The sequence below is a fragment of the Dickeya oryzae genome, from assembly GCF_020406815.2.
GTDB lineage: Bacteria > Pseudomonadota > Gammaproteobacteria > Enterobacterales > Enterobacteriaceae > Dickeya > Dickeya oryzae.
This window is the reverse complement of the sequence record NZ_CP162670.1, coordinates 2,993,733-3,018,024: the sequence shown is the minus strand read 5'-3', so window position 1 is coordinate 3,018,024 and position 24,292 is coordinate 2,993,733. Positions and strand designations below refer to the sequence as shown.

At 47.3% G+C, this 24,292-nt stretch carries 23 protein-coding genes, 5 tRNA genes and 1 pseudogene; 16 read left to right on the top strand and 13 right to left on the bottom strand.

Annotated features, from left to right (window positions below; translation table 11 throughout):
- Positions 1 to 209: 209 nt before the first annotated feature.
- Together LF929_RS13350 and LF929_RS13345 are read right to left on the bottom strand one after the other, a co-directional pair.
- Positions 210 to 479: a tautomerase family protein gene (locus LF929_RS13350; RefSeq protein ID WP_226092949.1), complete on the bottom strand. Its 270-nt coding sequence runs from the start codon at positions 477 to 479 to the stop codon at positions 210 to 212.
- Complete coding sequence (locus tag LF929_RS13345; RefSeq protein WP_210177060.1) at positions 442 to 1,560, bottom strand: NADH:flavin oxidoreductase; 1,119 nt, start codon at positions 1,558 to 1,560, stop codon at positions 442 to 444. The genes LF929_RS13350 and LF929_RS13345 overlap by 38 nt, the downstream gene beginning before the upstream one ends.
- A gap of 103 nt (positions 1,561 to 1,663) precedes the next feature.
- Between LF929_RS13345 and LF929_RS13340 the strand changes: the two genes are divergently transcribed.
- Positions 1,664 to 2,038 carry a helix-turn-helix domain-containing protein gene (locus LF929_RS13340; RefSeq protein WP_038904898.1) on the top strand — a complete coding sequence of 125 codons (375 nt, stop codon included), beginning with the start codon at positions 1,664 to 1,666 and terminating at the stop codon, positions 2,036 to 2,038.
- A 303-nt stretch (positions 2,039 to 2,341) separates the two neighbouring features.
- Here the strand turns inward: LF929_RS13340 and LF929_RS13335 are convergent.
- Positions 2,342 to 2,417 (bottom strand) — tRNA-Asn (locus LF929_RS13335).
- 383 nt (positions 2,418 to 2,800) lie between these two features.
- Here LF929_RS13335 and LF929_RS13330 point away from each other — a divergent pair.
- Positions 2,801 to 3,064 (top strand): annotated as a pseudogene (locus LF929_RS13330) (LysR family transcriptional regulator); the annotation flags it as partial.
- 96 nt (positions 3,065 to 3,160) lie between these two features.
- Here the strand turns inward: LF929_RS13330 and cycA are convergent.
- Positions 3,161 to 4,564 (bottom strand): D-serine/D-alanine/glycine transporter, encoded by a 1,404-nt coding sequence (gene cycA / locus LF929_RS13325; RefSeq protein WP_038907536.1) that lies wholly within the window; start codon positions 4,562 to 4,564, stop codon positions 3,161 to 3,163.
- Positions 4,565 to 4,902: 338 nt separating this feature from the next.
- Here cycA and LF929_RS13320 point away from each other — a divergent pair.
- Positions 4,903 to 4,978, top strand: a tRNA-Lys gene (locus LF929_RS13320).
- Positions 4,979 to 5,270: 292 nt separating this feature from the next.
- On the opposite strand, the gene LF929_RS13315 is transcribed toward LF929_RS13320, so the two are convergent.
- Positions 5,271 to 5,495, bottom strand: coding sequence for a DUF2594 family protein (locus LF929_RS13315; RefSeq protein WP_016940985.1), 225 nt, complete (start codon positions 5,493 to 5,495; stop codon positions 5,271 to 5,273).
- Positions 5,496 to 6,137: 642 nt separating this feature from the next.
- Between LF929_RS13315 and uvrY the strand changes: the two genes are divergently transcribed.
- The 6 genes from uvrY (at position 6,138) to LF929_RS13285 (ending at position 9,648) form a co-directional block, all read left to right on the top strand.
- Positions 6,138 to 6,794: a UvrY/SirA/GacA family response regulator transcription factor gene (uvrY, locus tag LF929_RS13310; protein WP_019843896.1), complete on the top strand. Its 657-nt coding sequence runs from the start codon at positions 6,138 to 6,140 to the stop codon at positions 6,792 to 6,794.
- Positions 6,787 to 8,619 carry an excinuclease ABC subunit UvrC gene (gene uvrC, locus LF929_RS13305; protein WP_038907538.1) on the top strand — a complete coding sequence of 611 codons (1,833 nt, stop codon included), beginning with the start codon at positions 6,787 to 6,789 and terminating at the stop codon, positions 8,617 to 8,619. The genes uvrY and uvrC overlap by 8 nt, the downstream gene beginning before the upstream one ends.
- A gap of 57 nt (positions 8,620 to 8,676) precedes the next feature.
- Positions 8,677 to 9,225 carry a CDP-diacylglycerol--glycerol-3-phosphate 3-phosphatidyltransferase gene (gene pgsA / locus LF929_RS13300; protein ID WP_016940982.1) on the top strand — a complete coding sequence of 183 codons (549 nt, stop codon included), beginning with the start codon at positions 8,677 to 8,679 and terminating at the stop codon, positions 9,223 to 9,225.
- 141 nt (positions 9,226 to 9,366) lie between these two features.
- Positions 9,367 to 9,442, top strand: a tRNA-Gly gene (locus LF929_RS13295).
- Between the two features lie 37 nt (positions 9,443 to 9,479).
- Positions 9,480 to 9,553 (top strand) — tRNA-Cys (locus LF929_RS13290).
- Positions 9,554 to 9,561: 8 nt separating this feature from the next.
- Positions 9,562 to 9,648, top strand: a tRNA-Leu gene (locus LF929_RS13285).
- Positions 9,649 to 9,811: 163 nt separating this feature from the next.
- On the opposite strand, the gene lysC is transcribed toward LF929_RS13285, so the two are convergent.
- From lysC to LF929_RS13265, 4 genes are read right to left on the bottom strand one after another with little or no spacing between them, the layout of a single operon-like run.
- The gene (gene lysC, locus LF929_RS13280; protein ID WP_318841890.1) at positions 9,812 to 10,081 is read right to left on the bottom strand and encodes an Rz1-like lysis system protein LysC; all 270 of its coding nucleotides are present in this window, start codon (positions 10,079 to 10,081) and stop codon (positions 9,812 to 9,814) included.
- A complete protein-coding gene (lysB, locus tag LF929_RS13275; protein WP_016940940.1) occupies positions 9,966 to 10,406 on the bottom strand; it encodes an Rz-like lysis system protein LysB in 441 nt (146 codons plus the stop codon). Before lysB ends, lysC begins: the two co-directional genes overlap by 116 nt.
- A complete protein-coding gene (locus LF929_RS13270) occupies positions 10,403 to 10,894 on the bottom strand; it encodes a glycoside hydrolase family 104 protein (RefSeq protein WP_210174244.1) in 492 nt (163 codons plus the stop codon). The genes lysB and LF929_RS13270 overlap by 4 nt, the downstream gene beginning before the upstream one ends.
- Complete coding sequence (locus LF929_RS13265) at positions 10,884 to 11,195, bottom strand: phage holin family protein (RefSeq protein WP_016940938.1); 312 nt, start codon at positions 11,193 to 11,195, stop codon at positions 10,884 to 10,886. The genes LF929_RS13270 and LF929_RS13265 overlap by 11 nt, the downstream gene beginning before the upstream one ends.
- Before the next feature lie 621 nt (positions 11,196 to 11,816).
- Between LF929_RS13265 and LF929_RS13260 the strand changes: the two genes are divergently transcribed.
- Positions 11,817 to 13,094 (top strand): right-handed parallel beta-helix repeat-containing protein, encoded by a 1,278-nt coding sequence (locus tag LF929_RS13260; protein ID WP_038907541.1) that lies wholly within the window; start codon positions 11,817 to 11,819, stop codon positions 13,092 to 13,094.
- A 73-nt stretch (positions 13,095 to 13,167) separates the two neighbouring features.
- Here the strand turns inward: LF929_RS13260 and LF929_RS13255 are convergent, their stop codons facing one another.
- The 3 genes from LF929_RS13255 to LF929_RS13245 form a co-directional block, all read right to left on the bottom strand.
- Complete coding sequence (locus LF929_RS13255) at positions 13,168 to 14,442, bottom strand: cellulase family glycosylhydrolase (protein WP_226092948.1); 1,275 nt, start codon at positions 14,440 to 14,442, stop codon at positions 13,168 to 13,170.
- Positions 14,443 to 14,939: 497 nt separating this feature from the next.
- A complete protein-coding gene (locus LF929_RS13250) occupies positions 14,940 to 15,317 on the bottom strand; it encodes a cytochrome b562 (RefSeq protein WP_012884188.1) in 378 nt (125 codons plus the stop codon).
- Positions 15,318 to 15,538: 221 nt separating this feature from the next.
- Positions 15,539 to 16,975 carry an EmmdR/YeeO family multidrug/toxin efflux MATE transporter gene (locus tag LF929_RS13245; protein ID WP_210176444.1) on the bottom strand — a complete coding sequence of 479 codons (1,437 nt, stop codon included), beginning with the start codon at positions 16,973 to 16,975 and terminating at the stop codon, positions 15,539 to 15,541.
- A gap of 367 nt (positions 16,976 to 17,342) precedes the next feature.
- Between LF929_RS13245 and LF929_RS13240 the strand changes: the two genes are divergently transcribed.
- On the top strand, positions 17,343 to 17,762 hold the full coding sequence (locus LF929_RS13240; protein ID WP_038904959.1) for a VOC family protein: 420 nt from the start codon (positions 17,343 to 17,345) through the stop codon (positions 17,760 to 17,762).
- Between the two features lie 50 nt (positions 17,763 to 17,812).
- Positions 17,813 to 18,001: a protein DsrB gene (gene dsrB / locus LF929_RS13235; protein ID WP_038907545.1), complete on the top strand. Its 189-nt coding sequence runs from the start codon at positions 17,813 to 17,815 to the stop codon at positions 17,999 to 18,001.
- A 49-nt stretch (positions 18,002 to 18,050) separates the two neighbouring features.
- On the opposite strand, the gene LF929_RS13230 is transcribed toward dsrB, so the two are convergent.
- Positions 18,051 to 19,787: a methyl-accepting chemotaxis protein gene (locus LF929_RS13230; protein ID WP_210174250.1), complete on the bottom strand. Its 1,737-nt coding sequence runs from the start codon at positions 19,785 to 19,787 to the stop codon at positions 18,051 to 18,053.
- 1,423 nt (positions 19,788 to 21,210) lie between these two features.
- Between LF929_RS13230 and flhD the strand changes: the two genes are divergently transcribed.
- The 4 genes from flhD to motB all read left to right on the top strand — a co-directional run bounded on the left by flhD (position 21,211) and on the right by motB (position 24,290).
- Positions 21,211 to 21,561, top strand: coding sequence for a flagellar transcriptional regulator FlhD (gene flhD / locus LF929_RS13225; RefSeq protein ID WP_016940930.1), 351 nt, complete (start codon positions 21,211 to 21,213; stop codon positions 21,559 to 21,561).
- 2 nt (positions 21,562 to 21,563) lie between these two features.
- Positions 21,564 to 22,142: a flagellar transcriptional regulator FlhC gene (gene flhC / locus LF929_RS13220; RefSeq protein ID WP_038906399.1), complete on the top strand. Its 579-nt coding sequence runs from the start codon at positions 21,564 to 21,566 to the stop codon at positions 22,140 to 22,142.
- A 133-nt stretch (positions 22,143 to 22,275) separates the two neighbouring features.
- Positions 22,276 to 23,163, top strand: a complete 888-nt coding sequence (gene motA / locus LF929_RS13215; RefSeq protein ID WP_012884198.1) for a flagellar motor stator protein MotA — start codon at positions 22,276 to 22,278, stop codon at positions 23,161 to 23,163.
- Entirely contained in the window at positions 23,160 to 24,290 is a 1,131-nt protein-coding gene (motB, locus tag LF929_RS13210; RefSeq protein WP_038907548.1) for a flagellar motor protein MotB, read from the top strand. Before motA ends, motB begins: the two co-directional genes overlap by 4 nt.
- Positions 24,291 to 24,292: the final 2 nt, after the last annotated feature.

Genomic DNA, 24,292 nt, shown 5'->3' with positions numbered 1-24,292 from the left:
AATGCAGTCCGTGTTTCCGGTTCGGTACGCATCAGTAATTCCTCGGCCTTAGCGATGGTTACATTCATCCCGATACCTGTCCAGAGAATGGTGTCGGATTGGAGCCACATGAGCCCCACGCCTGATAAACGAACGAGACATCCGTTTCAAGGCAAATTTACGGCCCTGTCTTCAAGAACAGGGCCGATTCGTCTTTCTTACTTGTTTACTCAACGCATAGAAAGGTTGATGTCAGAGACCGGTTTTTCACCGCCGAATCTCATGCTCTTCAAGTGAATAGCATGCATTATAAGGGTGACATCGTCCTGGCTGACGCCAGCCTTTTCTACTGCGTATCGGGTGATCAACTCTGCGAGCCTACGTTTCTGCTCCACTGTCCTGCTTTTACAATTCGGCCAGTTAGAAAGTGTGTTACAGCTTAATTCTGCTAAAAATTCAGCTTTAAACCAACCCGGCAAGGGATGTCGGATTAAATCCATTTAATGATGAGTAATTACCACTTTCTACTTTAGTTACCCAATCAGGGTCGCTTAGCAGAGCACGCCCCACAGCGATGAGATCAAACTCTTCACGCTCCATGCGTTCAACGAGTCGCTCAAGGCTTGCAGGCGCAGCTCCCTTTCCAGCAAAAGCATTAGTAACATCGTTATCCAGTCCAACTGAACCGACACTAATTGTCACAGCTCCAGTCACCTTTTTCGCCCAACCCGCACAGTTCAGGCCGTTTTCACCATCAATCTCAGGAAATTCCGGTTCCCAGAACCGGCGCTGCGAGCAATGCAGAATATCGACGCCAGCCTCAACCAGCGGCAATAACCATTCTTCCATCATCGCCGGAGTCTCGGCAATTCGGACTCCGAAATCCTGCTGCTTCCATTGGCTGACTCGCATGATAATCGGAAAATCAGGGCCGACTGCATGACGAACAGCAGCGACAATCTCCCTGGCAAAGCGCGTACGCTCTTTTATTGTGGTACCGCCGTAACGATCGGTACGCAGGTTAGTACCCGCCCAGAAGAATTGGTCGATCAGAAATCCATGAGCTCCATGGATTTCGACCGTGTCAAAGCCTAAGCGTTTAGCATCAGATGCTGCCTTCACAAACGCCGAAATTGTATCCGCAATATCTTCTTCACTCATTGCAACGCCGCGAGGGTCTCCAGGCGCATCAAAACCTGACGGGCTTTCAACAGGGGCATCTGGTTCCCAGCCGTTGATATAACGTGCTGCACCTGTATGCCAGATCTGCGGTGCCATGCGGCCACCTGCATTGTGTACAGCATCAATCACGTTTTTCCAGCCAGTCAGTGCCGCTTCCCCATGGAAAAAGGGGATACCTGAATCGTTGCGGGACGCAGGGCGATCGACAACAGTGCCTTCCGAAAGGATCAGACCGACGCCTCCTTCTGCACGACGTCGGTAATAGGCCGCATTTGCTTCTCCCGGTATACCATCTGGTGCAAAAAGCCGTGTCATAGGTGCCATTACGATCCGGTTTTTAAGCTGAAGAGAACGGACAGAAAAGGGACTAAACAGAATGCTGGTTTTATTGTGAGACATACCAATCGACTCCATTGTGTTGGGAGTCATATTAGGTATATTTTGTAGACCTGATGTCAATTAGGCACCTTGAATAACCCAGGTATATCGAAGGAAACCCATTATGCTGACTTTACACCCACAGTGTTTCTCATCGGATTGCCCGAGTCGGGCACTCTTTGACCAAATTGCAGATAAATGGTCAATGATGGTTCTGGCTGTACTAGATGATGGACCACAGAGATATAATGCCATTAAACGGCGACTTGAGGGCATTACGCAAAAGGCTCTGACGCAGTGCCTGCGGAAACTCGAACGCAATGGTTTGGTCTCGCGACAGATTCTTTCCTTCTCGCCTGTGGCAGTACAATATGAAATCACCCCGCTGGGCCGGACCTTACAGCAACCATTTCGTGAACTACATCAATGGACGCTCGATAAATTGCCTGAAGTCGAAGCCGCCAGGCAGCAGTTTGATCAGGCTGCTGAAATGAAATGAGAAAAGGTGGGCACTGAGATGTATTATTTTAGTGCCACTCTGCCTGCTGACGTGCTGGCGATTTCTTGTTTTAACCCTTGGGAAGTGCGAGTCCTGATATTTGGTGATATCGATTCAGATTATCCCATCAAGATCTGGATGGATAATCTCGCTTTTGGGTCAGTTGACCCTGACCCTAAATCTGACCCTCACATTTTTCCGATGCAGAGGGAAAACTGAAAATGCATCGGGAAGATATTTCACGCTATGGTGCTAAATAAAAAGCAAAAAGCAGATGCCTTTCGACATCTGCTTTTCTGAATTTGGCTCCTCTGACTGGACTCGAACCAGTGACATACGGATTAACAGTCCGCCGTTCTACCGACTGAACTACAGAGGAATCTCTAATTGGTGTGGATGATAGCGGCAGCCTGAGTGCTTGTCAAAGCATGATAGCGCCGGGGATGACTGTTTGCTGAACTTATAATCAAATTATTGAAATTATTGCGGTAGTCGACGTTTTTTACACCAGCCGATGGTCGACATTGTTCAGGAATGCACTTTCAGATAGCAGCGTTTGCACTATTTTAGTGCGAGTGGGCTGAGCTATGGGCGGGTAGCGGCTCATGATGGGGGAATTAGTATTGTTACTGTTGCGGCTGCCATCATTGCTTTTACTTATTTTTAAGTGGGTTAAGCCACTGGAGCACTTTTTTTGATAATAGTGAAATGATCTGGCGCGCTTCTTGCTACTACTAAGCCGTAACTATTCAGGAGGTACACATGAATCTGAGACGGCTCAAATACTTTGTAAAAATCGTTGATATTGGCAGCCTGACCCAGGCCGCTGAAATGTTGCATATTGCGCAACCAGCGCTGAGCCAGCAAGTTGCCACGCTCGAAAGCGAAATGGAGAAGCAATTGCTGGTACGTAGTCGTCGTGGCGTAACGCCGACTGAAGCGGGCAAGATTCTGTATTCGCATGCACAAACTATTTTGAATCAGTGTGAACAAGCAAAGCACGCGGTGAACGGTGTACGACAAACAGTAAGTGTTTAATCGGATACGGTCAGCTATACCAGCAGGTGTAGCTGACCGTATTGAATCACTGGCTGTTTTACACTCTATTTTGGTGTCTGGGGCTTATGCCTGGGCCTGCATTCTATGTCGGCGAATAAGCTGATAGGCGATTGCCAGCACCACAAACCATATTGGTGTCACCATCAATGCCTGCCGTGTATCCGGCTGCAGCGTCAGCAATACCAGAACGAAAGCAAAGAAAACCAGACAAACCCAACTCATTACTATACCACATGGCATTTTGTATGAAGAGGCGAGGTGTAGCTGTGGGCGATGCCGACGGTACGCCAGATAAGAGCACAGGATAATGCTCCATACGAACATGAACAGAATAGCGGAGACGGTCGTCACCAGGGTAAACACCGTCATGACGTTGGGAATTAAATAGATCAGTACCACACCGGAAAGCAGGCACAGGCATGAAAAGAGCAGGCCTGCTGAAGGTACGGCGCGTTTAGATAGTTGGCCAAAGCGTGCCGGGGCGTCCCCTTGTCTGGCCAACCCGAACAGCATGCGACTGGTGGAGAAAACCCCGCTATTGGCGGAGGACGCTGCGGATGTCAGTACCACAAAGTTAATGACGCTGGCCGCCGCCGGTAACCCAACCAGGACAAACATTTCAACAAACGGACTGCGATCCGCCGCAATATGACTCCATGGCGTTACGGACATAATCATGATCAGCGCAAAGACGTAGAACATGATGATGCGTATGGGGATGGCGTTAATAGCGCGTGGCAATACCACATTAGGATTTTTGGTTTCCGCCGCGGTGGTGCCGACCAGCTCTATACCAACAAAGGCAAAGACCGCGATTTGAAAACCGGCGAAAAAGCCACTGAGCCCTTTAGGAAAAAACCCTCCGTCCTGCCACAGATTGCTCACGGATGCGACCGCACCAGAAGGTGAGGTGAAGTGCATGATAACCAGTCCGGCACCGATCACGATGAGTGCGACGATGGCGACTATCTTAATCATGGCGAACCAGAACTCCATTTCGCCAAACAGCTTAACGGTGGCAAGGTTTAACGTCAGGAGCAGCAACACACAAAGCAGTGAGCTAATCCATTGTGATAAATCCGGCAGCCAGAATTGTGCATAGGCACTGATGGCGACGACATCGGCAATACCGGTTACCACCCAGCAAAACCAATATGTCCAGCCGGTAAAAAATCCGGCCCACGGTCCGAGCAAATCGGCGGCGAAATCACTAAATGACTTGTAATTAAGGTCAGAGAGCAGCAGTTCCCCCATCGCACGCATAACAAAAAACAGCATGAAACCGATGATCATATAAACAAAGATGATCGATGGGCCTGCAAGACTGATCGTTTTTCCCGACCCCATGAATAGGCCGGTGCCAATAGCGCCACCGATGGCAATTAACTGGATATGGCGGTTGGTAAGATTGCGCCGCAGGTCGCTATGCCCGGTGTTATCCGGGGAGTGAGGCGTTTGTTCTGTCATTTGTTGTAGTTTCCGGATCCTGTCTGTCGTGATAAAGGGGAGAACGAATCACCCTCAAGTGATAAGAAATCAGAATGATTAATAATAACACGGTATTCATCTGATGATGAGTTGAGAACATCGCGCCTGCTTATCGGGTAAAGCTGCATCCGGTGAATGATAGGAAGCGATACCCACCTATTTGCATCGGGTTGCAACTGGGGGAAGTCAACCGGGAGGGGAAACAGGAAGGGAAAATAGTGATGGGTTACAAGGTGTTCGTTGAATAGGCTGTGGTGAAAAAAGTAGGATGAACTATTTGACAGATGGCGTTAAGAGGAGAATAATCCGTCCCCGTTGGGTCGTTAGCTCAGTTGGTAGAGCAGTTGACTCTTAATCAATTGGTCATAGGTTCGAGCCCTATACGACCCACCAACACTTCCTTTCATGAGCGTGATTAGCTGCTCATACGAATACGACGCGATGTTTAATTACCAAGATAATTTCTTTTTTCACTTTTTTTTCATTTAGAAAATTTCATTTTAAATAAAAATGGTCAAATACAGATCCGATGTCTACTCAATAAATTCCGTTTGTTGGTGAAATATAAGACATCTTGTCAGTATTTGTGTATTGTTATTTCTATCTCTGTTTTTTTATTAATCAGATAAGCATGATTTATACCCATCGAACAATTGTGGCTATAATCTTGTTCGATGGGATTTGATTAGCGACGGTAGACTGTTTTGATTTGCTTAATCGTTGTATTGAATATCTCAGCCTGGGTAGGGTCTTCCAGTTGAGCCGCGTATTTCTCCATGTTAACGATCACTTTCCCAGCGTCAGCCTGACCGATGGATTTCAGCATCAACGTCATCAGCACTTTCAGACAGCTCACTTCATGAGCCAGTGTTTCTGGTATAGAAGCTGTCGGGAAGTCGTTGTTATTCATAGAATCTCCTTTGGCAAACGGAAGTCGGCGCACGGCTCCTGAAGGGGTCTACACGCTATGCTTGCCGACGATATAACAAAAATTGGGCCTACTATACCATAGATGACAATCTGTCTGGCGAGGAAAATAATCCTGTCAGGCGGTGAAGTTGTATTGTTTTTATCTGTTTATGCCACATTTTGCCTATATTTTGTTAACGTGTTTTTTGGCTTTTAAATGCGTTCGATTAGAAACATTGCAACTTTTATATGGATATTTTGGGGCAGGTGTATTATTTGTAGTAAACAGTCGGTGCAGCAACGTGACAAGACAGTTACAATGATGGGAAAAAGTCGTCGTGTGACTGATTGCCTACAATCGTAAAACTTGATAATCTCTTGATTGTATTTATTTTTTGAAATTTTTAGGCGGTGATGCCGTCTGTTTCTCTAAAAAACCAGGTTTGAAATATGAATACTGTGATGGTGGAGAGTTCCTTGTCTGATACGCACTCGGTATCATTCAGGAGCTTAAACAATAATACCACATAGTAGAATAAAAAATACATTTTTAATTAAAAAGTGTATTCATTTTTTCTAAACCATGTAGTACCACCTGCAACAAACGCGTCTGTAAGTGTTACTCTTTTTGGAGAATTGTTCTTTGATTAGCGTTTTTCTTGTTGATGACCATGAACTGGTGCGAGCAGGGATACGGCGCATTCTTGACGATATCAAAGGCCTCAAGGTTGTTGGTGAGGCGCAGTGCGGTGAAGATGCGGTCAGATGGTGCCGTAATAATAGTGTGGATGTTGTGCTGATGGACATGAACATGCCAGGAATAGGCGGTCTTGAGGCAACGCGCAAAATTGTGCGATTTTCCCCTGAAATTAAAGTTATAATGCTAACGATTTACACAGAGAACCCCTTGCCAGCTAAGGTGATGCAGGCAGGCGCGGCGGGTTATCTCAGTAAAGGGGCAACCCCGGAAGAGGTGATTTGCGCCATTCGCTCTGTGCATGCCGGTAAGCGATATATTGCGTCGGACATTGCTCAGCAGATGGCATTAAGCCAGTTGGAGCCGCAGACGGAAACACCGCTGGAGTGCTTGTCTGAGCGTGAATTGCAGATCATGATAATGATCACGAAAGGGCAGAAGGTGACGGAGATCTCTGATCAACTCAATCTCAGCCCGAAGACGGTCAACAGTTATCGCTATCGAATGTTCAGTAAATTGAATATTAATGGCGATGTAGAGCTGACGCATCTGGCGATTCGTCATGGGCTCTTTAATGCGGAGACATTGATTAGTAGTGACTGACTGTTTTGATGCCCAGGCTTTTCTGAAGACCGTAACCAGTCAGCCTGGGGTTTACCGTATGTATGATGCCAGTGACACGGTTATCTATGTCGGTAAAGCTAAGGATCTGAAAAAACGTCTTTCCAGTTACTTTCGTGCTCATGTTGCCAGCCGCAAAACAGAGGCTTTGGTAAAAAGTATCCGTCAGATTGATGTGACGATCACGCATACTGAAACCGAAGCCCTGTTGCTTGAGCACAACTATATCAAGCGTTATCAGCCACGTTATAACGTGTTGCTGCGCGACGATAAATCCTACCCCATGATTTTCCTCAGCGGGGATACACATTCCCGGCTGTCTGTCCATCGAGGCGCTAAACATGCCAAAGGCGAGTACTTTGGCCCGTTTCCCAATGGGAATGCGGTTCGTGAAACACTGATGCTACTGCAAAAGTTATTTCCCATTCGGCAATGTGAAAATAGCGTGTACCGCAATCGCTCGCGTCCCTGCCTGCAATATCAGATTGGCCGCTGTCTGGGGCCATGCGTTAGCGGCCTGGTTAGCGAAGAGGAATACCAACAGCAGGTCGATTATGTTCGTCTGTTTCTGTCAGGTAAGGATCAGCAGGTATTAACCCGTCTGATTGAACGAATGGAAGCGGCCAGCCATGCACTGAAGTTTGAGGAAGCCGCCCGTATTCGTGATCAGATTCAGGCTGTACGCCGTGTCACCGAAAAACAATTTGTCTCTGGCGATGGAGATGACCTTGATGTCATCGGTGTGGCGTTCGATGCCGGTATGGCGTGTGTGCATGTGCTCTTTATTCGTCAGGGCAAAATATTGGGGAGTCGGAGTTATTTCCCGAAGGTTCCTGGAGGCACGGAACTGGCAGAAGTGGTACAGACCTTTGTTGGCCAGTTCTATTTGCAAGGGAGCGTTTCTCGTACCTTGCCGTCTGACATCCTGCTGGATTTTTCCCTACCCGAGCATCAGTTGCTGGCTGAGTCTCTGACCGAGCAAGCGGGCCGAAAAATTCAGATTCAAACCCGACCTCGCGGCGACCGGGCACGTTATCTCAAACTGGCTCGCACGAATGCGCACACTGCATTGACAACGAAGCTGTCACAGCAGTCGACAATTCAGCAACGTCTGACAGCGCTGGCCTCTGTGCTTGGGATCGAAAAAATCAACCGCATGGAGTGCTTCGATATCAGTCATACCATGGGCGAGCAGACAGTGGCCTCCTGTGTCGTATTCAATGCTGAGGGTCCACTACGTTCGGAGTATCGACGCTACAATATTACGGGTATTACACCAGGTGATGACTATGCGGCGATGAATCAGGTAATCCGGCGGCGATACGATAAATCAATTGATGAAAGCAAGATTCCTGATGTGATCGTCATTGATGGCGGTAAAGGGCAATTGGCGCAGGCCAGGGATGTTTTTGCGTCATTGCATGTGACCTGGGATACCTCTCGCCCTGTACTGCTTGGCGTTGCGAAAGGCAGTGATCGTAAAGCCGGTCTGGAAACACTGTTCTTTGAAGCGACGGGTGAGGGTATCGCTTTACCGTCTGATTCGCCAGCATTGCACGTGATTCAGCATATTCGTGATGATTCGCATAATCATGCTATCAGTGGCCACCGTAAACAGCGTGCTAAAGTCAAAAGTACCAGTTCGCTGGAAACGATTGAGGGGGTTGGGCCAAAGCGTCGTCAAATGTTGCTGAAATACATGGGCGGATTGCAGCCATTGATGAATGCCAGTGTGGAAGACATTGCCAATGTGCCGGGAATTTCGCACGCGTTGGCAGAAAAAATCTTTCATGCATTGAAACACTAGAGGCAATGTAGCAACATAACCCTATTATCTTTCGGGCCAGACAGTTACCCAGACGCTATGCGATTTAATATACCAACGTGGCTTACCCTGTTTCGTGTTGTGCTAATTCCATTCTTTGTGCTGGCGTTTTATCTGCCATTTAGCTGGGCGCCGATGGTATGCGCTGGCATCTTTGTTTTTGCCGCGGTAACCGACTGGTTTGATGGTTTCCTTGCCCGTCTATGGAAGCAGACCACGCGTTTCGGTGCCTTTCTGGATCCGGTGGCTGACAAAGTGATGGTGGCGGTGGCCCTGGTGCTGGTCTGCGAGCACTACCATTCCTGGTGGATTACGTTGCCTGCTGCGACGATGATTGCGCGAGAGATCATCATTTCCGCCTTGCGTGAGTGGATGGCAGAGCTGGGTAAGCGCAGCAGTGTGGCGGTTTCCTGGATTGGCAAAATTAAAACTACCGCGCAGATGGTCTCGTTGGTCGGTTTACTGTGGCGGCCGGAGCCTATGGTTGAGGCGGCGGGTGTCGTGGCTCTGTATGTGGCGGCTGTATTAACGTTCTGGTCAATGTTCCAGTATTTGAGCGCAGCCTGGCGTGATTTGCTTGAACATTGATCGCCTCGCCTTAAAAAACAGCAAACGGTTCTGGTGAGGTGATAATTTTATTGACTCACTGCGTCAGGTAAGTAGAATGCACCGCATCGACAGCAACACAGTTTATTGAAATTACTTAATAAACAATATGTTCTGTAGAATGCGGGAATAGCTCAGTTGGTAGAGCACGACCTTGCCAAGGTCGGGGTCGCGAGTTCGAGTCTCGTTTCCCGCTCCAAGTTAGTTGAGTAGTAGTGTTGTAGTGTTAAAAATGGGGCGCGTTGGCAGAGTGGCCATGCAGCGGATTGCAAATCCGTCCACCTCGGTTCGACTCCGGGACGCGCCTCCAAATTCTGAGCCCAGATGGTGGAATCGGTAGACACAAGGGATTTAAAATCCCTCGGCGTTCGCGCTGTGCGGGTTCAAGTCCCGCTCTGGGCACCATGCGATAACGTCTTGTAATATAAGAAAATAATTAAAAGAACATGACCGCCACGAGGCGGTTTTTTTGTGCCTGTAATTTGGCAAGTGGCGCCAAAATGGCGGCCCTCGTTTTTCAGATACAAAAAAGGTGGCCTTCAATCAGCCACCTGACAATGGAACTTTATTACTGCTCTTTCGGTGCCAGGGTCCATTGAACCGTGTGTAGCGTCGCGGAGTCATCTGCAGCATTACTTTTTGCCTGGCACTCGATGATTGAGTCCACCTGGTCGGCACAGGTTGCCAGTGCGGCTTCAGTCTCATCCAGTTGAGTGTTTAATTCACCGTTGGTTTGTGGGTTGGCGGGTGGAAACCGGCAGGGAGTCAGTCTGGGACAACCATTCACGGTAAGCACGGCCACCTGAGAGGGCGGGGCGCTGGCGCAACCGGATAATATCAGCAGGCAGCTCAGAATCAGCCCAGCGTTTAAGCGCTTCATTTTCATGTTGTAATCTCACTATCATTTTTTGTCTCTCGGAAAGAGCCACCTGGGTGTCTGCGGCCATATCGCGTAAACGTGCCTGCTCAATGTTGCTACGTTCAGCCTGCTCAGACAGAGCTGTTAACTGGCTGGATTTTTCATTCAGTGCTGTTTGTTGCAACGACAGTGTTTGTGCTTGCTGCTCTGTCAACTGCCGGTTGGTGTGCAGCCGCCAGGACTGCACACCGATTCCAGCGCTAAGTAGCATTATGATGGCAGCAATGATCATGCTGCTTTTCATGCCAGTTCTCCTCTCGCTTGCTGATAGGCGGTAAGGAGGCGCTCTATACTATGTTCGCGTTGACCATAGCCAGCCCCTGGTAATGAAGCCCAGATGTTGCTACACCGAGTGATGGCGCTGGCGATCTGTCCCTGCGCGATGTCGTCGAGAGCACGCTGTTCCCTGATTAACTGAATAGCCAGCGTATCTTGTGAATCGGGCCCGAAATCCGGCAGCTTTAACAGCACCTTGTATGTCGGCCAGTAGCGGTAGAGCTGTTGATAGCGCCCAGCTGCAGTAGAACGTTGCCCTTGCTTGTTGAAGATTTTTCCCGGACGGCCGTTAGCAAACGGGTGATCATGGTAGTCGGTGAAGATCTCCGGTTTACCATCAATACCGGTAACAATGACATCGTAGCCGCGATTACGAGTAAGTGGGTGTGTTGCGGTCCCTTCGGAAAATGCCAACATATCCAGAAATGCGGTCAGATTGGGTGCGTTAGTGGGCATCGTCATTTTCCTCCGGTTTGGTCTGTTCGCTCAGTTGTTGAACACGGCGTTGAATAAGCAATTCAATCGCCTGGTAACCGGCGATGCCAAGTGCTGCGCCAATGCCGTTAATGGCAACCGGTGACAGGTCGGGGAATTGAACCAGTGCGATACCCGCCATCATCGAGACGAATCCTCCCAGCATCACACGCCCTACAAACAGTCGGAGTGTGATGGGTTTGCTGCTTGCCAGTACTTTGCCGACGGCAATCAGCGTGCCGATAATAAATAGGGAGACGATGCTTTTATCAGTTTCATTCATGTGTAAGTCCAGTCGTTGGTGTTGGAAGTGGAGCAATAAAGCAACAGAGATAACGGCGTGTTTTTACGTGTTGTCTCGTGGTATACGCCCGCTATTAAACCAACTGGTACAAGGTGATGGCAGCGATGGGTGATGGTTCAGTTATCAGCAAACAGGATGTTGCCGACTGCGCTATTTCTCATTTTTGAATTCATATACTAATAACGATATTTTTATTTAGGTGAGCGAGGAATGGCTAAAAATGTATTATCTCTGTTATTTTATGATGTAATGTCATTTTCTAGAGGGATAAATTTCTTTGGTGGCTGAGTGTCACCAAGGGTTTCTTTATCTTCATATCGCCTAAAAAGAGTATACTCACTTCACCCCAATATGCAGGATGCTATGTATTCAACACAGCCTTTGTTCATGGATCGTCGAAGGAATATCATTTTCTTTTAACATAATATTTACCGAGACAGGTTGCTTAACTTTGACGGGGCTGATTCATTCAGTCATCAATACCGCTATTGATGTCAGATAGATAGCGCTATAACGATTTATTTTCCTGATAGCATAGTTTGGTTTAGGCATCTTGGGGCTAATGGATAAATGATTTTTACAACATAAATGGGGCAAGAGATGAAGTATTTAAACTGTTTCATCAGTACCGGGTTAGCAGCATTCTTTTTGGTAAATAGTACATCTGTTCTGGCCGCAGATTGTAGTTCTGATCTCACCAGTGGAATTAGTACTAAACGTATTTATTACGTTGCACCTAATGGTAATGGTAGCAATGATGGCAATAGCTTTAATTCTCCAATGAGTTTTTCTGCTGCGATGGCAGTGGTTAACCCAGGTGAGCTGATTCTTCTCAAGCCTGGGACGTATACCATTCCCTATAGCCAGGGGAAAGGGAATACCATTACGTTTAATAAATCAGGAAAAGAAGGATCACCAATTTATGTGGCGGCGGCTAATTGTGGTCGCGCCGTATTTGATTTTTCATTTCCAGACAGTCAATGGATACAGGCATCATACGGATTCTATGTGACGGGGGATTATTGGTATTTCAAAGGTGTTGAGGTAACACGGGCTGGTTATCAGGGCGCCTATGTCATCGGTAGTCATAATACGTTTGAAAACACCGCGTTCCATCATAATCGTAATACCGGTCTTGAGATCAATAATGGTGGTTCATACAACACCGTTATTAACTCAGACGCTTACCGCAATTATGATCCTAAAAAGAATGGTAGCATGGCCGATGGTTTTGGTCCGAAGCAGAAGCAAGGTCCAGGTAACCGCTTTATTGGTTGTCGGGCTTGGGAAAACTCAGATGATGGGTTTGACTTATTTGATAGCCCACAAAAGGTCGTGATTGAGAATAGCTGGGCTTTCCGTAATGGTATCAACTATTGGAGTGACAGCGCATTCGCTGGTAATGGTAATGGATTTAAACTGGGTGGTAATCGAGCGGTTGGTAATCACCAAATTACCCGCTCTGTTGCGTTTGGCAATGTAAGTAAAGGCTTTGATCAGAACAATAATGCTGGTGGTGTGACGGTAATAAATAATACGTCGTATAAAAATGGTATTAACTATGGCTTTGGCAACAGTGTGCAGTCAGGGCAGAAGCACTATTTTCGTAACAACATTTCAGTGGCTGGTTCGGTAACGGTAAGCAATGCGGATGCAAAATCCAACTCGTGGGATACTGGGCCAGCAGCCACCGAGTCTGATTTCGTCAGCCTGGATACCTCGCTGGCTACAGTAGCGCGTGATACCGATGGAACATTACCGGAAACATCATTGTTTCGTCTGTCGGCTAATTCAAAGTTGATCAATGCCGGTACGAAGGAGAGCAATATTAGTTATTCAGGAAGTGCACCTGATCTTGGTGCGTTTGAACGTAATTAATCAAACGACATGTGCATCAGGGCTGCAATGCGCAGCCCTATTTTTATATTTAAATCAATGCATTGTAACCAGTCTAGTTACAACTGCCCACCAACGCCCAGGATGCATCGCTGCCTGGAACGGATGTCGTATACCAGTTCGCGGTGTAGAGGCTGCCTTTATAAACAATCGACTGACCCGCTTCGTTATGATCAGCTTGGCCACCAGCCCAGTCTTTACTGACCCAGTTGGGATAAATATTAGCATTGGCACAATTAGTCGTAACCGATGAATCAGGTGTGTTAGCGCTGTTGCTGTCAATGTCTGTTGAGATATCGTCGTCAGCCATCGCTCTGGCTGCATTACTAGTTTTATAGGGCCAGCTTTGAATGATTGATTTTACTTTCTTACCTGATTCAGTCAGATTTTTAGAGTCAGGATAATAGGTGGAAGCCCCTTCATTTTTATCATTCAATGCCCAGTTCGCGTTGCTGATATTGTTATCACGCATAAACGTGACCCAGGCATCTGTCTCTGAGTAATTTACTCCGCCATTTCCATCTGCGTTAACGCTACCCCACTCGGTAACAAAAAGCGCAATACCGTTATTTATCGCTTGTCGTGCCTTATTTCGCAATGACTCACCATGCGTTCCTGCATAGAAATGCAGTGTATAAGCAATATTATTGGCATTGATGGGATCTCGTGATGCTTCATCAACGTTTTGCGACCAACTAGGGGTGCCAACAATAATGAGGTTATCAGGGTCAATCGCACGGATCGCAGAAACGACGGCTTCCGCATACGGTTTTATGGTATAGCTCCATGATACCTGGAGTGGTTCGTTATAGATTTCATAAATCACGTTTGGCTTATTGCCATATTTCCTGGCCATCTCCTGGAAGAAGCTGATAGCTTCACTACGATTATTTTCTGCTGAATGCGAGTGCCAGTCGATGATGACATACATGTCGTTGGCAATCGCTGCATTCACGACCTTTTCAACCCTGGCTTTGTTGTTGGTCGGGTCCTGAAGATAACCACCGTACTCCTGCACTCCCATTGCTGCGCGGACAATGCTGGATTTCCAGTCTTTCTTAAGTGAGGCAACCGTCTCTGCCGTATAGAATTTCTCCGCATTCCATCCGGTATTACTCCAGAATAAGCTATTACCGGAAAAACTTCTGACTTTTCCTCCTGCATAGATTTTACTTCCACTGACAGACAATGGTTCAACACTTGCCCATGTATTAGTAGACATGAAAATAAGGCTGAGACCTACACAGCCACAGGAAAAGAACATTCTTTGACGAAATCTGTGTTCTTTTTTATTGATGGCAGCGTTGTTTTTCGAATCAGATAGAGGCATGAATGAATCTCCATTTCAGATGGTTATATTTTAGGTTGAGTAATAAATAGAATGCGCAACATTGGCATGCTATCAATTGAAGGTCTTTATCCATATCGAGTGTCGAATATGATGAAAGACACTGTAATGTTATAGTCTGTTTATCCAGCAGTTCCAGTTTTCTTAGCTATGTGGGTATTTTAATCCATCCTTCTTTCTGCGATAGAATCTAAAGACATTGATGTCATGAAGGATTACCAAGGTCTATTTATCGGCGGTCAGTCATGTCAGGGAATAAAAATCCCTATGGTTCAGATAATGCGATAAATTAAAATAACACGAGGTTTTTTCTGGCAAAACCAGAACTATTGGTGATAATTTCCTGTGGAAATTAGCGTGATAATATTACTCTTCGATGATTGGGTTCGCGCTTTTTTGTTAATTAAGCATCGGTGGGGTAGGGAAGAAAAATGCAGCAGTGATAATAAACCTCACTGCTGCAATAGAATCACGACGGGTTATACGCCCAGTTTTTTGTGGTACTCTGCGCGAGTTTTTTTCAGCTCATCAGTAGCCGCTTTCGCTTCCTGAAGTTTTCCTGCATCAACCAGTGCAATGGCGGCATCAATCTGTTTGAGCAGTTTGTCCAGCCCTTCATTGAAGACCTTGCTGTTTGGGCTATTGTTGAATTCCGGGTCTGCTTTAGCCTTGGTTGCATGTGCTTTCATATTCAGCAGATCGGCTTTCAGTGTGGCGGCATCCGTGGCACTTGAGGCCCCTTTATAGCTCTTTGCCATCGCACCCATTTCATCTTTGACTGCAGCCTGACTGGCGAACGGCAGCGTGACTGCAGATGCCGCGATTGCCAGACTGATAGCCATAATAGTTTTTTTCATTGCTCACTCCTGTTAGTTAGCCTGATGGCGGGGTTTATACCCTTTATTAGTTTTCGGCAGTATTGACGACCACCTATGTATGGTCAAATGGATTTTACATCGCAGCGTCAGGATAATGATGAAAGATAAAAGTTAGTGGATGACATCCCGGCTAATGTATTGCATACCATGAAGATTTTTTCGTCGCTGGTGTCAGTGGGACATCACCGCCAGTAATTTTTTTACTGATTGTTCCTGTTTGGGGTAGTGTAGCGCCATAGCCATTTTCCACTAACCATACGGTGATAAAACAGAACGCCACGGACAATCCAGTCAAAAAACATACCCATCCAGACGCCGACCACGCCAAAACCCAACATGATGCCCAGAATATAACCTGCGATCACCCGACACCCCCACATACCAGCCAGTGCTACCCACATGGTATAGCTGGCATCTTTGGCTCCCTTTAACCCGGCTGGCAGTACCCAGGATGCCGCCCATACTGGCATGAATAGCGCGTTCAGCCAGAGCAGGTGTTTAACAACCTGAATCACCTCAGGTTCATTGGTATACATTGCAGCCAACAATCCGGCGGTGGGGACTGACAGTAGCGCTAACGCACACAGGCCAATATTCGAAAGCCAAAAGATATATTTCAGCTGCCGCTCCGGTTGCATGCGTTGCCCTTTGCCCAGTCTGGAACCGACAACAATGGTCGATGTTGAGCCCAGGGCATTACCCGGCAGATTGATCAGTGCAACAATCGAAAAAGCGATAAAATTGCCGGCGATCACCTCCGTTCCCATGCCTGCGACAAAACGCTGGGTGATCAATTTACCGACATTAAACATCACCGACTCAATGCTGGCCGGGATGCCAATGCTGAGTACTTCGTAGAGGATGACTGTGGTAAACGGAGCGAAATAACTCTGAAAGGGGATACGCAGTGCACCATTGAAACCTTTTGTCAGTGCGAACACGACACAAAACGCCCCCAGGTAACGGGAGAGTGTGATCCCTAATCCCGCCCCGATAAATCCTAGCCCTTGCCATGAAGAAACACCGTAGATCAACACGCCGCTAAACAGAATATTTAGGATATTCATCCAGATATTGATAACCATCGGTAAGCGGGTATTGCCAGCGCCCCGTAACGCCCCACACCCTACCAGCGTGATCGCTAGTGCAGGGTAACCCCAGACGGTAAGGCGCAGGAATGTCAGTGCCAATGATTTGACCGCGGGTTCGGCACTACCGGCAATCAGATCGATGATGGACTGTCCCGCGATTTCAACCAGCACTACCAGCAGCAAGGAAACTAGCACCAGTAATGAGATTGATTGGCGTGCGGCTTGTCGTGCCTGTTTACGGTTACGCTGGCCGAGACTAAATGCGACGACAACCGCCGTCCCAAGCGCGACAGCGGTGAAAAAGGCAATGATCAGCATGTTGAAGCTATCCGCCAGTCCCACGGCGGCCATGGCTTCTTTACCAAGCCAGCTCACCAGAAAGGTACTGAAGATCCCCATCAGTACCACACATAATCCTTCGATGAAAATGGGGACGGCCAACGGCGTGATTTCGCGCCAGAGCAGGACTCGGTTGGAGTGACGTTTTTTGTACCAGGCGGTATTTTTTAGTGTGTTTAACAGCTGTTTGGCTGCGTTTAAGATCATATAGCCTATCTTTTTGTCTTACTGGTGGACACGTGGTGAATGCCTCAAGTCTCTTCATCCAGTGGATTGTGACCGAATTACATGTCCGGATAACAATTCACTGATGCGATTATAAAAGCATGCTGCACAAGGTGGGGATGCTAATATCAGAAAAATAATAATTTAGATGAAACGGTGTTTTAAGCAGATATGGCGATATATTCAACTGTCTGTAGCAATAACCCCGTGGCGATGTACCAAAACACATAGTAGTAAATAAAAGTGGGAATGTGTCTTATTCGTTTACTTCGACCGTAGTATTTATGATGAGCAATGGTGTGGTTGGCTGGTACAACAACCGGGATGTGGAATAACAGAAGGAAAAAAGATGTTCAGTCACATTATTCTTGGCGCCCGAGATATCGACATGATGATTCGGTTTTATTCGGTGATCCTGACCGAATTAGGCTTCGTTCCGGTTCAGGAGGAACCAGGCGGTCCAACTGGGCAAGGGTGGCATATCCCTGGGCGACGTTGGCCCCAGTTTTATGTCCAGATTCCGGTCAATGGCTTGCCCGCGACCTGGGGAAATGGGACGCAAGTAAGCTTTGCAGTCAGTTCGCCACAGGCTGTGCGCCACGTGTGGGAAACGGCATTATCGTTGGGTGCTTATGACGAGGGGGCACCGGGTCTTCGCCCACACTATGCGGCTGATTATTATGGGGCTTATTGTCGTGATCCTGAGGGGAACAAGTTGTGTTTTGTTTATACGCCTGAGTTTGATAATACTATCGGCGGATTGGTATGAACGGTTGTACAGGCCGTAGCCTCAAGGTGAATGACGGATAAGGTGGACGTGTGAACGTAAATGATGTGGTAACCGTAAAAACGGATGGTGAAGCCCGCAGAAAAGGAAAGATTATGGCAGTAGAGCCCTTCCAGGAGGGGACGATGTATCTCATCGCCCTGGAAGACTATCCCGAAGGCATTTGGTTTTTCAATGAACGGGATAATCCGGAAGGGATCTTTGTTGAACCACATCAATGAGCCGATAAATAGACAGGCCGATACGGTTATCTGTATCGGCCAAAGGAACTTAGAAAGTTTCCCAATTATCTCGGCTGGATTTTGCACCGGAAGAGGCACCTAACGCCGCCGTCGCTGTAGTCGATGTTGCCAGTAAAGGCTTCGATGTAAATGTCGCTCGGGTGGGGGCTGTGCTATTAATAGCGTTGGCAAGTTTGAACGCTGATACGGCACGGGTCAGTATCATGGCCTGCTCTTCGAGTGAGGCTGCGGCAGCAGAGGCTTGTTGCACCAACGCCGCATTCTGCTGTGTCACGCTATCCATCTCTGAAATTGCCTGGCCGACTTGGGTGATGCCGCGACTTTGCTCATCTGATGCAGAAGCGATTTCATTCATAATGTCAGTCACATTGGTGACGGCTTGAACAATTTCGTGCATAGTCTGGCCTGCTTTATCCACCAGTTCCGAACCGCTGTGCACCAGTGAAACGGATTCAGAGATCAATCCTTCAATTTCCTTGGCCGCCTGGGCACTGCGCTGAGCCAGACTACGCACTTCACCGGCCACTACCGCAAACCCTCGACCTTGTTCACCCGCACGCGCCGCTTCTACCGCGGCGTTCAGCGCCAGAATATTCGTTTGGAAAGCAATACTGTTGATCACATTCGTGATTTCAGAAATTTTCCGTGAACTGCCGGAAATACTGTTCATGGTATTAACGACATTTTCGACAATCTCACCCCCTTGCTTCGCCTTGCCAGAAGCATTAGAAGCCAGTTGGCTGGCATGGTGCGCGTTATCGGAGTTCTGTTTGACGGTGGCGGTCAACTGTTCCATGCTGGCGGCAGTTTGCTCGATTGCTGCTGCCTGCTGCTCAGTACGTGAAGACAAATCGGTATTGCCGGCGGTTATCTCAGTGGTTCCCTGATAAATGGAATCTGCGCTGTCACGGACGGTGGAAACGGTATGCACCAGCGATACCTGCATTTGCTGGATATTGTAACCCAGTATGCCGATTTCGTTCTTACCATAGACTTCGTCCGGTTGGGTCAGGTCACCTTGAGCAATACGTTGAATACGTTGCACCAGGCGATTCATCGGCTTAATCAGCGTACCACGCAAGAAGAAGAAGGTTAGCATGGTCATGACAATCGCGATGGCGAAGCTGACAGCCATCAGGGTGTAACCCAATTTGGCCTCGTACTGTGCATTACTATTGAGTGCTTTGGCACGTTCAGTACGAAAGGCAATGGCTTTCAGTAATGGCTTGTTATAGGCATCATCGAGAAGGCGAACCTCTTCTGATTCGTGTGTCAGGATTTCTTCGAAATAGCCGTCTTTAGCTGCCTTAAGCATCGGCATGATGCCTTTCTCAAGGTAGTCGTTATAGGCTTTATTCAGTTCGGGGTCGAGAGCCAAATCTGTATCGGTTTTGACACTTCGGTTTTGATAAGCTTTGAATGCCTCCTTCGAGGCGGCAATGCGCTGTTCTGCCTGTTTCAGGTTGTTGTTGAATACATCAGTGTCCCCAACGCGCACCGCAGCGCCAGCCTGAATAATCAACAGACGGGCGGTTCTGAGATGGTTAGAGCTGTTTGACAGCCCAAGACGGACGTCAATTTCCTGAGTGACATAATCCAGACTTTGATTAGCACGCACCAGAAAATAACTGGACGTACCGATAGCCAGGGCAAACAACAGCATAATGCCGCCCAGAATGATGACAAATAACGGCACCAGTCCAAGATTACCCAGTATGCCGGTTTTACCCTGTTGTTCAGACTTTGACATCATTTTCATATCCATTCGCTCATTTTCAGGAAAAATATATGTACATCAACCGTACTACTTGCAGGTGTAGTTTGGGTGCTTTTGTTTCTGGAAACAGCTGTGTGGCGATCCGTTTTCAAAATACCAACATAATCTAACATCGTCATATAATGTGGAACATTCATGAATTTCAATGCGATGTCGATCACGAATCTGCTGGCAGAAGGATATCAGGTTCTGTCTCTTTTTTATTCAGCCAATCGGTAGCTATTCAACATAACGGATACCTAAAAATAGGGAAATAGCCCTCCTGGAAACACAGGTGTGTATGGTCTACCAGTTTAGCAGGAACCTGTCTAAGCGCTCTGATGTAAAACCTGGTGGATTTAGCCCAATATCTCTTCTGGTGCCGTCGCCGGGAAAGCAAATAAAGGTAGGTAAATAGGGGGTGAGCAAAATTGCACTTTTTTCGCGGTGTGCTGATAGCAGACAGTGATTTCTGGCAGTCCATAGCCTCACCATGTTGTCGGTCCTTCATCTGGGGAAGCCCTAAGCCATCTCGCGTTTTTAACACAACGGTAATTAATGTGCCTGTATCGGTAGCGGATTACCCGCAGACGTGACGGCATTAGCGCTTTCTTCTATTAAGTTCAGCAATCGCTTTTAGTAATGTGCGTCTGTCCTTTGCAGCAGACCCGACAGACTTGGCGTAACTTCAGGATACGTGTGGGGAATTCCTCCATGACATTGCCGCTTTGCGTGATGATAACGAGGGTGTTTTCTCGTTCAGGTGCTGAGATGTCGGGAATAGATGTACATGTGTATGGTCAGTCTCCATGGTGCACTGGTGACACAGATGCACCGGAACAGATAGGAAACTTATAAAATAATAACCCAGGTTATAAAATTAGAAATGTTAATGTAAATCAAGATGGTCGCAGAAGTAGGACAAAAATTGTTAGTCATCGGATTTGTTTTTTATATAATAATATCAATTGTTTATGATGTTTTGTCAAAAGAGTGTGTTGCCATGGGGAGTTTTTTTCTTCTGTTATGCGTATATTGTGTTCAGGAAAATTTCACAGCGGAGCAAAAATCAGTGAAATATTATGTTTTGCCTCTTTCATTTTTGTGATCACGGTCACATAATTATCAAAATGCCAATAGGCTTGCGTTGTGTGAATCAGGCCGAAGGCGGTACAGTGGCGTAGCATTAGGATTAATCCTACGTTCTATGTTGGACGCAATACAGGGAAAGGATGAGCCTGACGTTATGAAGAGATGGGATCTCAAACTTATAAACATTGATGCTGTATTTTTCGTCATATTAGAAGATTATAAAGTATTAGAATTGTCTGGCACCGATAGTTTTCATGCCACCTATGGAGAGTGATTGTTTAGCGGGTGAGCAGTCTATCACCTAACTTATGTTTGAAACATAGTCTGTCGGGATGGGAATATGGGTACCTCTGAATTGCTAAAGCACATTTATGACATCAATTTGTCTTATTTGTTACTGGCTCAGCGATTAATAAACGACGAAAAAGCATCAGCGATGTTCCGGTTGGGTATCAATGAAGAAATGGCTGATGCATTGATGCAGTTGACCTTACCGCAAATGGTCAAGCTAGCTGAAACCAATCAACTGATATGCCACTTCCGTTTCAGTGATCACAATACGATTAAGTTATTAACACAAGAATCCCGGGTCGATGATCTGCAACAGATTCATACCGGTATTTTGTTGTCGAGTCATTTATTACAAGAGCTATCTTCAAAAGAAGAGAGCTTGCCTAAGAAAAGGGCATAATGATGGCTGAGAAAAGTATTGTTCAGGAAGCTAAGGACATACAACTGGCGATGGAGCTCATTTCACTGGGCGCACGCCTCCAGATGCTAGAAAGCGAGACCCAATTAAGCCGTGGCCGCTTGATTAAGCTCTATAAAGAATTGAGAGGTAGCCCTCCGCCTAAAGGGATGCTGCCGTTTTCTACCGACTGGTTCATGACATGGGAGCAGAACATCCACTCTTCCATGTTTTATAACGCCTACCTGTTTTTGCTCAAAAATAGTCAATGCAGTGGTGTTGAAGCGGTTATCAAGGCTTATCGCCTTTACCTCGAACAATGTGCCCCCCAAAGTGATGTGCCGTTGCTGGCGTTGACCCGCGCCTGGACACTGGTACGCTTTGTCGATAGCGGCATGTTGCAGTTGTCCTCATGCAATTGCTGCAAGGGTATGTTTATCACCCATGCGCACCAGCCCAAAAACAGTTTTGTCTGCAGTCTATGCCAGCCACCTTCCAGAGCAGTAAAAAGACGTAAACTTTCGCCGAGTGTTGCCGATATCATACCTCAACTGCTGGACGAACAGGTTAAGCATGCAGTCTGAGCCTGATGGCGATTTTGTGGTTCTGTCATCGCGCGTTCATTGCTCGATGGCAGTATCCCTTCCAAATAAGTCGTTGGTAAGACTGCATTTATAACTCTCTCAGCTACCCTTTTACTATCTATAAGGAATTCTTGTGCTGGTTATATTGGGTTATCTTGTCACTATAGGCTCCATACTTGGCGGTTATCTTATCGTTGGTGGCGAGCTGGGGGCGTTGTATCAGCCTTCAGAACTGCTGATTATCGGTGGCGCGGCAGTAGGGGCCTTTATTGTCGGTAACAATGCCAAAGCTATCAAAGCGACGATGAAGGCTTTGCCGGTGCTATTTCAGGGCTCCAAATATACCAAAGCCGTGTATATGGACCTGATGGCAGTCTTATTCCGGTTAATGGCTAAGTCTCGCCAGCAGGGGATGCTTTCTCTGGAATTTGACATCGATAACCCGAAAGAGAGTGAGATATTTTCCAATTATCCCCGAATTCTTGCTGACAACTACATTGTCGAATTCGTCACGGATTATCTGCGCCTGATGGTGAGCGGCAACATGAATGCGTTTGAAATTGAAACGCTGATGGATGAAGAGATCGAAACCGTCGAGCATGAAGTTGAAGTACCGGCCACCAGTTTGAACCTGATGGGGGATGGTTTGCCTGCATTTGGTATCGTCGCTGCAGTTATGGGGGTAGTGCACTCTTTGGCATTTGTTGATCGTCCTGCGGCAGAACTGGGTATGATGATTGCCCATGCTATGGTGGGGACGTTCCTGGGTATTTTGTTGGCTTACGGCTTCGTGTCGCCTTTGGCATCACTGTTGCGTCAGAAGAACTCAGAGAAGCTCAAGGTGCTACAATGTATCAAGGTGACTCTGTTATCCAGCCTGAATGGCTATGCGCCACAGATTGCCGTTGAGTTTGGACGTAAAACGCTTTATTCAACCGTGCGTCCTTCATTTACTGAAATGGAAGAGCATATTCGTAATGTGAAGGCTCCGGCACAGCAGGCATCGGAAAATGACGCATGAAACATCAGCATCCCATTATCCGCAAAAAACGTAAATCGGGACATGCCGCCCACCATGGCGGTTCATGGAAGATTGCTTATGCTGACTTCATGACCGCTATGATGGCGCTTTTTTTGGTCATGTGGTTGATTGCCATTTCTTCGCCTTCCCAGTTGGCTCAGATTGCTGAGTATTTTCGTACACCATTAAAAATTGCCATTACATCTGGTCCGAAGATCAGTGATGCGTCCAATCCTATCCCCGGTGGCGGTTCTGATCCGACACAGCAGGAAGGGGATGTGAAGCGACAGATTGATACGATGGATGGGCGTCTTGAAGAAATTAAGCTGAATAAATTGCGCGAACGGCTCGATCAGTTGATTGAAGCGGATCCGCGTCTCAGAGCATTAAGGCCGCACCTGTTGATCGAAATGGTTGATGAAGGTTTGCGCATCCAGATTATCGATAGTAACAATCGTCCCATGTTTAAGACGGGTAGTGCGCAGGTTGAGCCTTACATGAGCGATATTTTGCGAGCCATCGCGCCGATTTTGAATGATATTCCCAATAAGATCAGTTTATCGGGCCATACTGATGATGCGCAGTATGCGATGGGAGAGCGTGGCTATAGTAACTGGGAGCTTTCAGCTGATCGTGCCAACGCTTCCCGGCGTGAGTTAATTGCGGGCGGACTTGCCGATGGCAAAGTGTTGCGCGTTGTTGGTATGGCTGACACGATGAATTTGAAGCAGGCGAAAGGCGGCAGTGATGCCATCAACCGGCGTATCAGTCTGGTTGTCCTGAATAAGCAGGCTCAGGAGAATATCGAACGTGAAAATGCTGAAAGCAGTGCAGTAAACATTGATAAAATAGAAAATTTACAAAACATGGGGATGGATAAAGCCAAGCCAGTTACCGCGCCTGCCGATAACGGTAACAGTACGGCTGCACCACAACCCGAAACCAATGGGACGCCTGTATCTGGCTCAACTGTGGCTCCTGTTCAGGCACCCGCAACAGCGGTGCCTGCGTCGGGAGCGAATGGCTCATCGGCAACAAGCCGTCGGCAGCCTACGACAGCTTTGCCAGCAGCACCTGATAGCCAGGCGACACCTTCTTCAACAAGCCGCGATTCACAGCAGAGGTGACC

What these genes read in the sequence shown, in the direction of transcription:
- LF929_RS13350 (WP_226092949.1), bottom strand. Translation starts at nt 479, where the DNA reads ATGGATTTAATCCGACATCCCTTGCCGGGTTGGTTTAAAGCTGAATTT.
- LF929_RS13345 (WP_210177060.1), bottom strand. Translation starts at nt 1,560, where the DNA reads ATGTCTCACAATAAAACCAGCATTCTGTTTAGTCCCTTTTCTGTCCGT.
- LF929_RS13340 (WP_038904898.1), top strand. Translation starts at nt 1,664, where the DNA reads ATGCTGACTTTACACCCACAGTGTTTCTCATCGGATTGCCCGAGTCGG.
- cycA (WP_038907536.1), bottom strand. Translation starts at nt 4,564, where the DNA reads ATGACAGAACAAACGCCTCACTCCCCGGATAACACCGGGCATAGCGAC.
- LF929_RS13315 (WP_016940985.1), bottom strand. Translation starts at nt 5,495, where the DNA reads ATGAATAACAACGACTTCCCGACAGCTTCTATACCAGAAACACTGGCT.
- pgsA (WP_016940982.1), top strand. Translation starts at nt 8,677, where the DNA reads ATGCGATTTAATATACCAACGTGGCTTACCCTGTTTCGTGTTGTGCTA.
- lysB (WP_016940940.1), bottom strand. Translation starts at nt 10,406, where the DNA reads ATGAAAAGCAGCATGATCATTGCTGCCATCATAATGCTACTTAGCGCT.
- LF929_RS13270 (WP_210174244.1), bottom strand. Translation starts at nt 10,894, where the DNA reads ATGCCCACTAACGCACCCAATCTGACCGCATTTCTGGATATGTTGGCA.
- LF929_RS13265 (WP_016940938.1), bottom strand. Translation starts at nt 11,195, where the DNA reads ATGAATGAAACTGATAAAAGCATCGTCTCCCTATTTATTATCGGCACG.
- LF929_RS13260 (WP_038907541.1), top strand. Translation starts at nt 11,817, where the DNA reads ATGAAGTATTTAAACTGTTTCATCAGTACCGGGTTAGCAGCATTCTTT.
- LF929_RS13255 (WP_226092948.1), bottom strand. Translation starts at nt 14,442, where the DNA reads ATGCCTCTATCTGATTCGAAAAACAACGCTGCCATCAATAAAAAAGAA.
- LF929_RS13250 (WP_012884188.1), bottom strand. Translation starts at nt 15,317, where the DNA reads ATGAAAAAAACTATTATGGCTATCAGTCTGGCAATCGCGGCATCTGCA.
- LF929_RS13245 (WP_210176444.1), bottom strand. Translation starts at nt 16,975, where the DNA reads ATGATCTTAAACGCAGCCAAACAGCTGTTAAACACACTAAAAAATACC.
- LF929_RS13240 (WP_038904959.1), top strand. Translation starts at nt 17,343, where the DNA reads ATGTTCAGTCACATTATTCTTGGCGCCCGAGATATCGACATGATGATT.
- LF929_RS13230 (WP_210174250.1), bottom strand. Translation starts at nt 19,787, where the DNA reads ATGGATATGAAAATGATGTCAAAGTCTGAACAACAGGGTAAAACCGGC.
- flhD (WP_016940930.1), top strand. Translation starts at nt 21,211, where the DNA reads ATGGGTACCTCTGAATTGCTAAAGCACATTTATGACATCAATTTGTCT.
- flhC (WP_038906399.1), top strand. Translation starts at nt 21,564, where the DNA reads ATGGCTGAGAAAAGTATTGTTCAGGAAGCTAAGGACATACAACTGGCG.
- motB (WP_038907548.1), top strand. Translation starts at nt 23,160, where the DNA reads ATGAAACATCAGCATCCCATTATCCGCAAAAAACGTAAATCGGGACAT.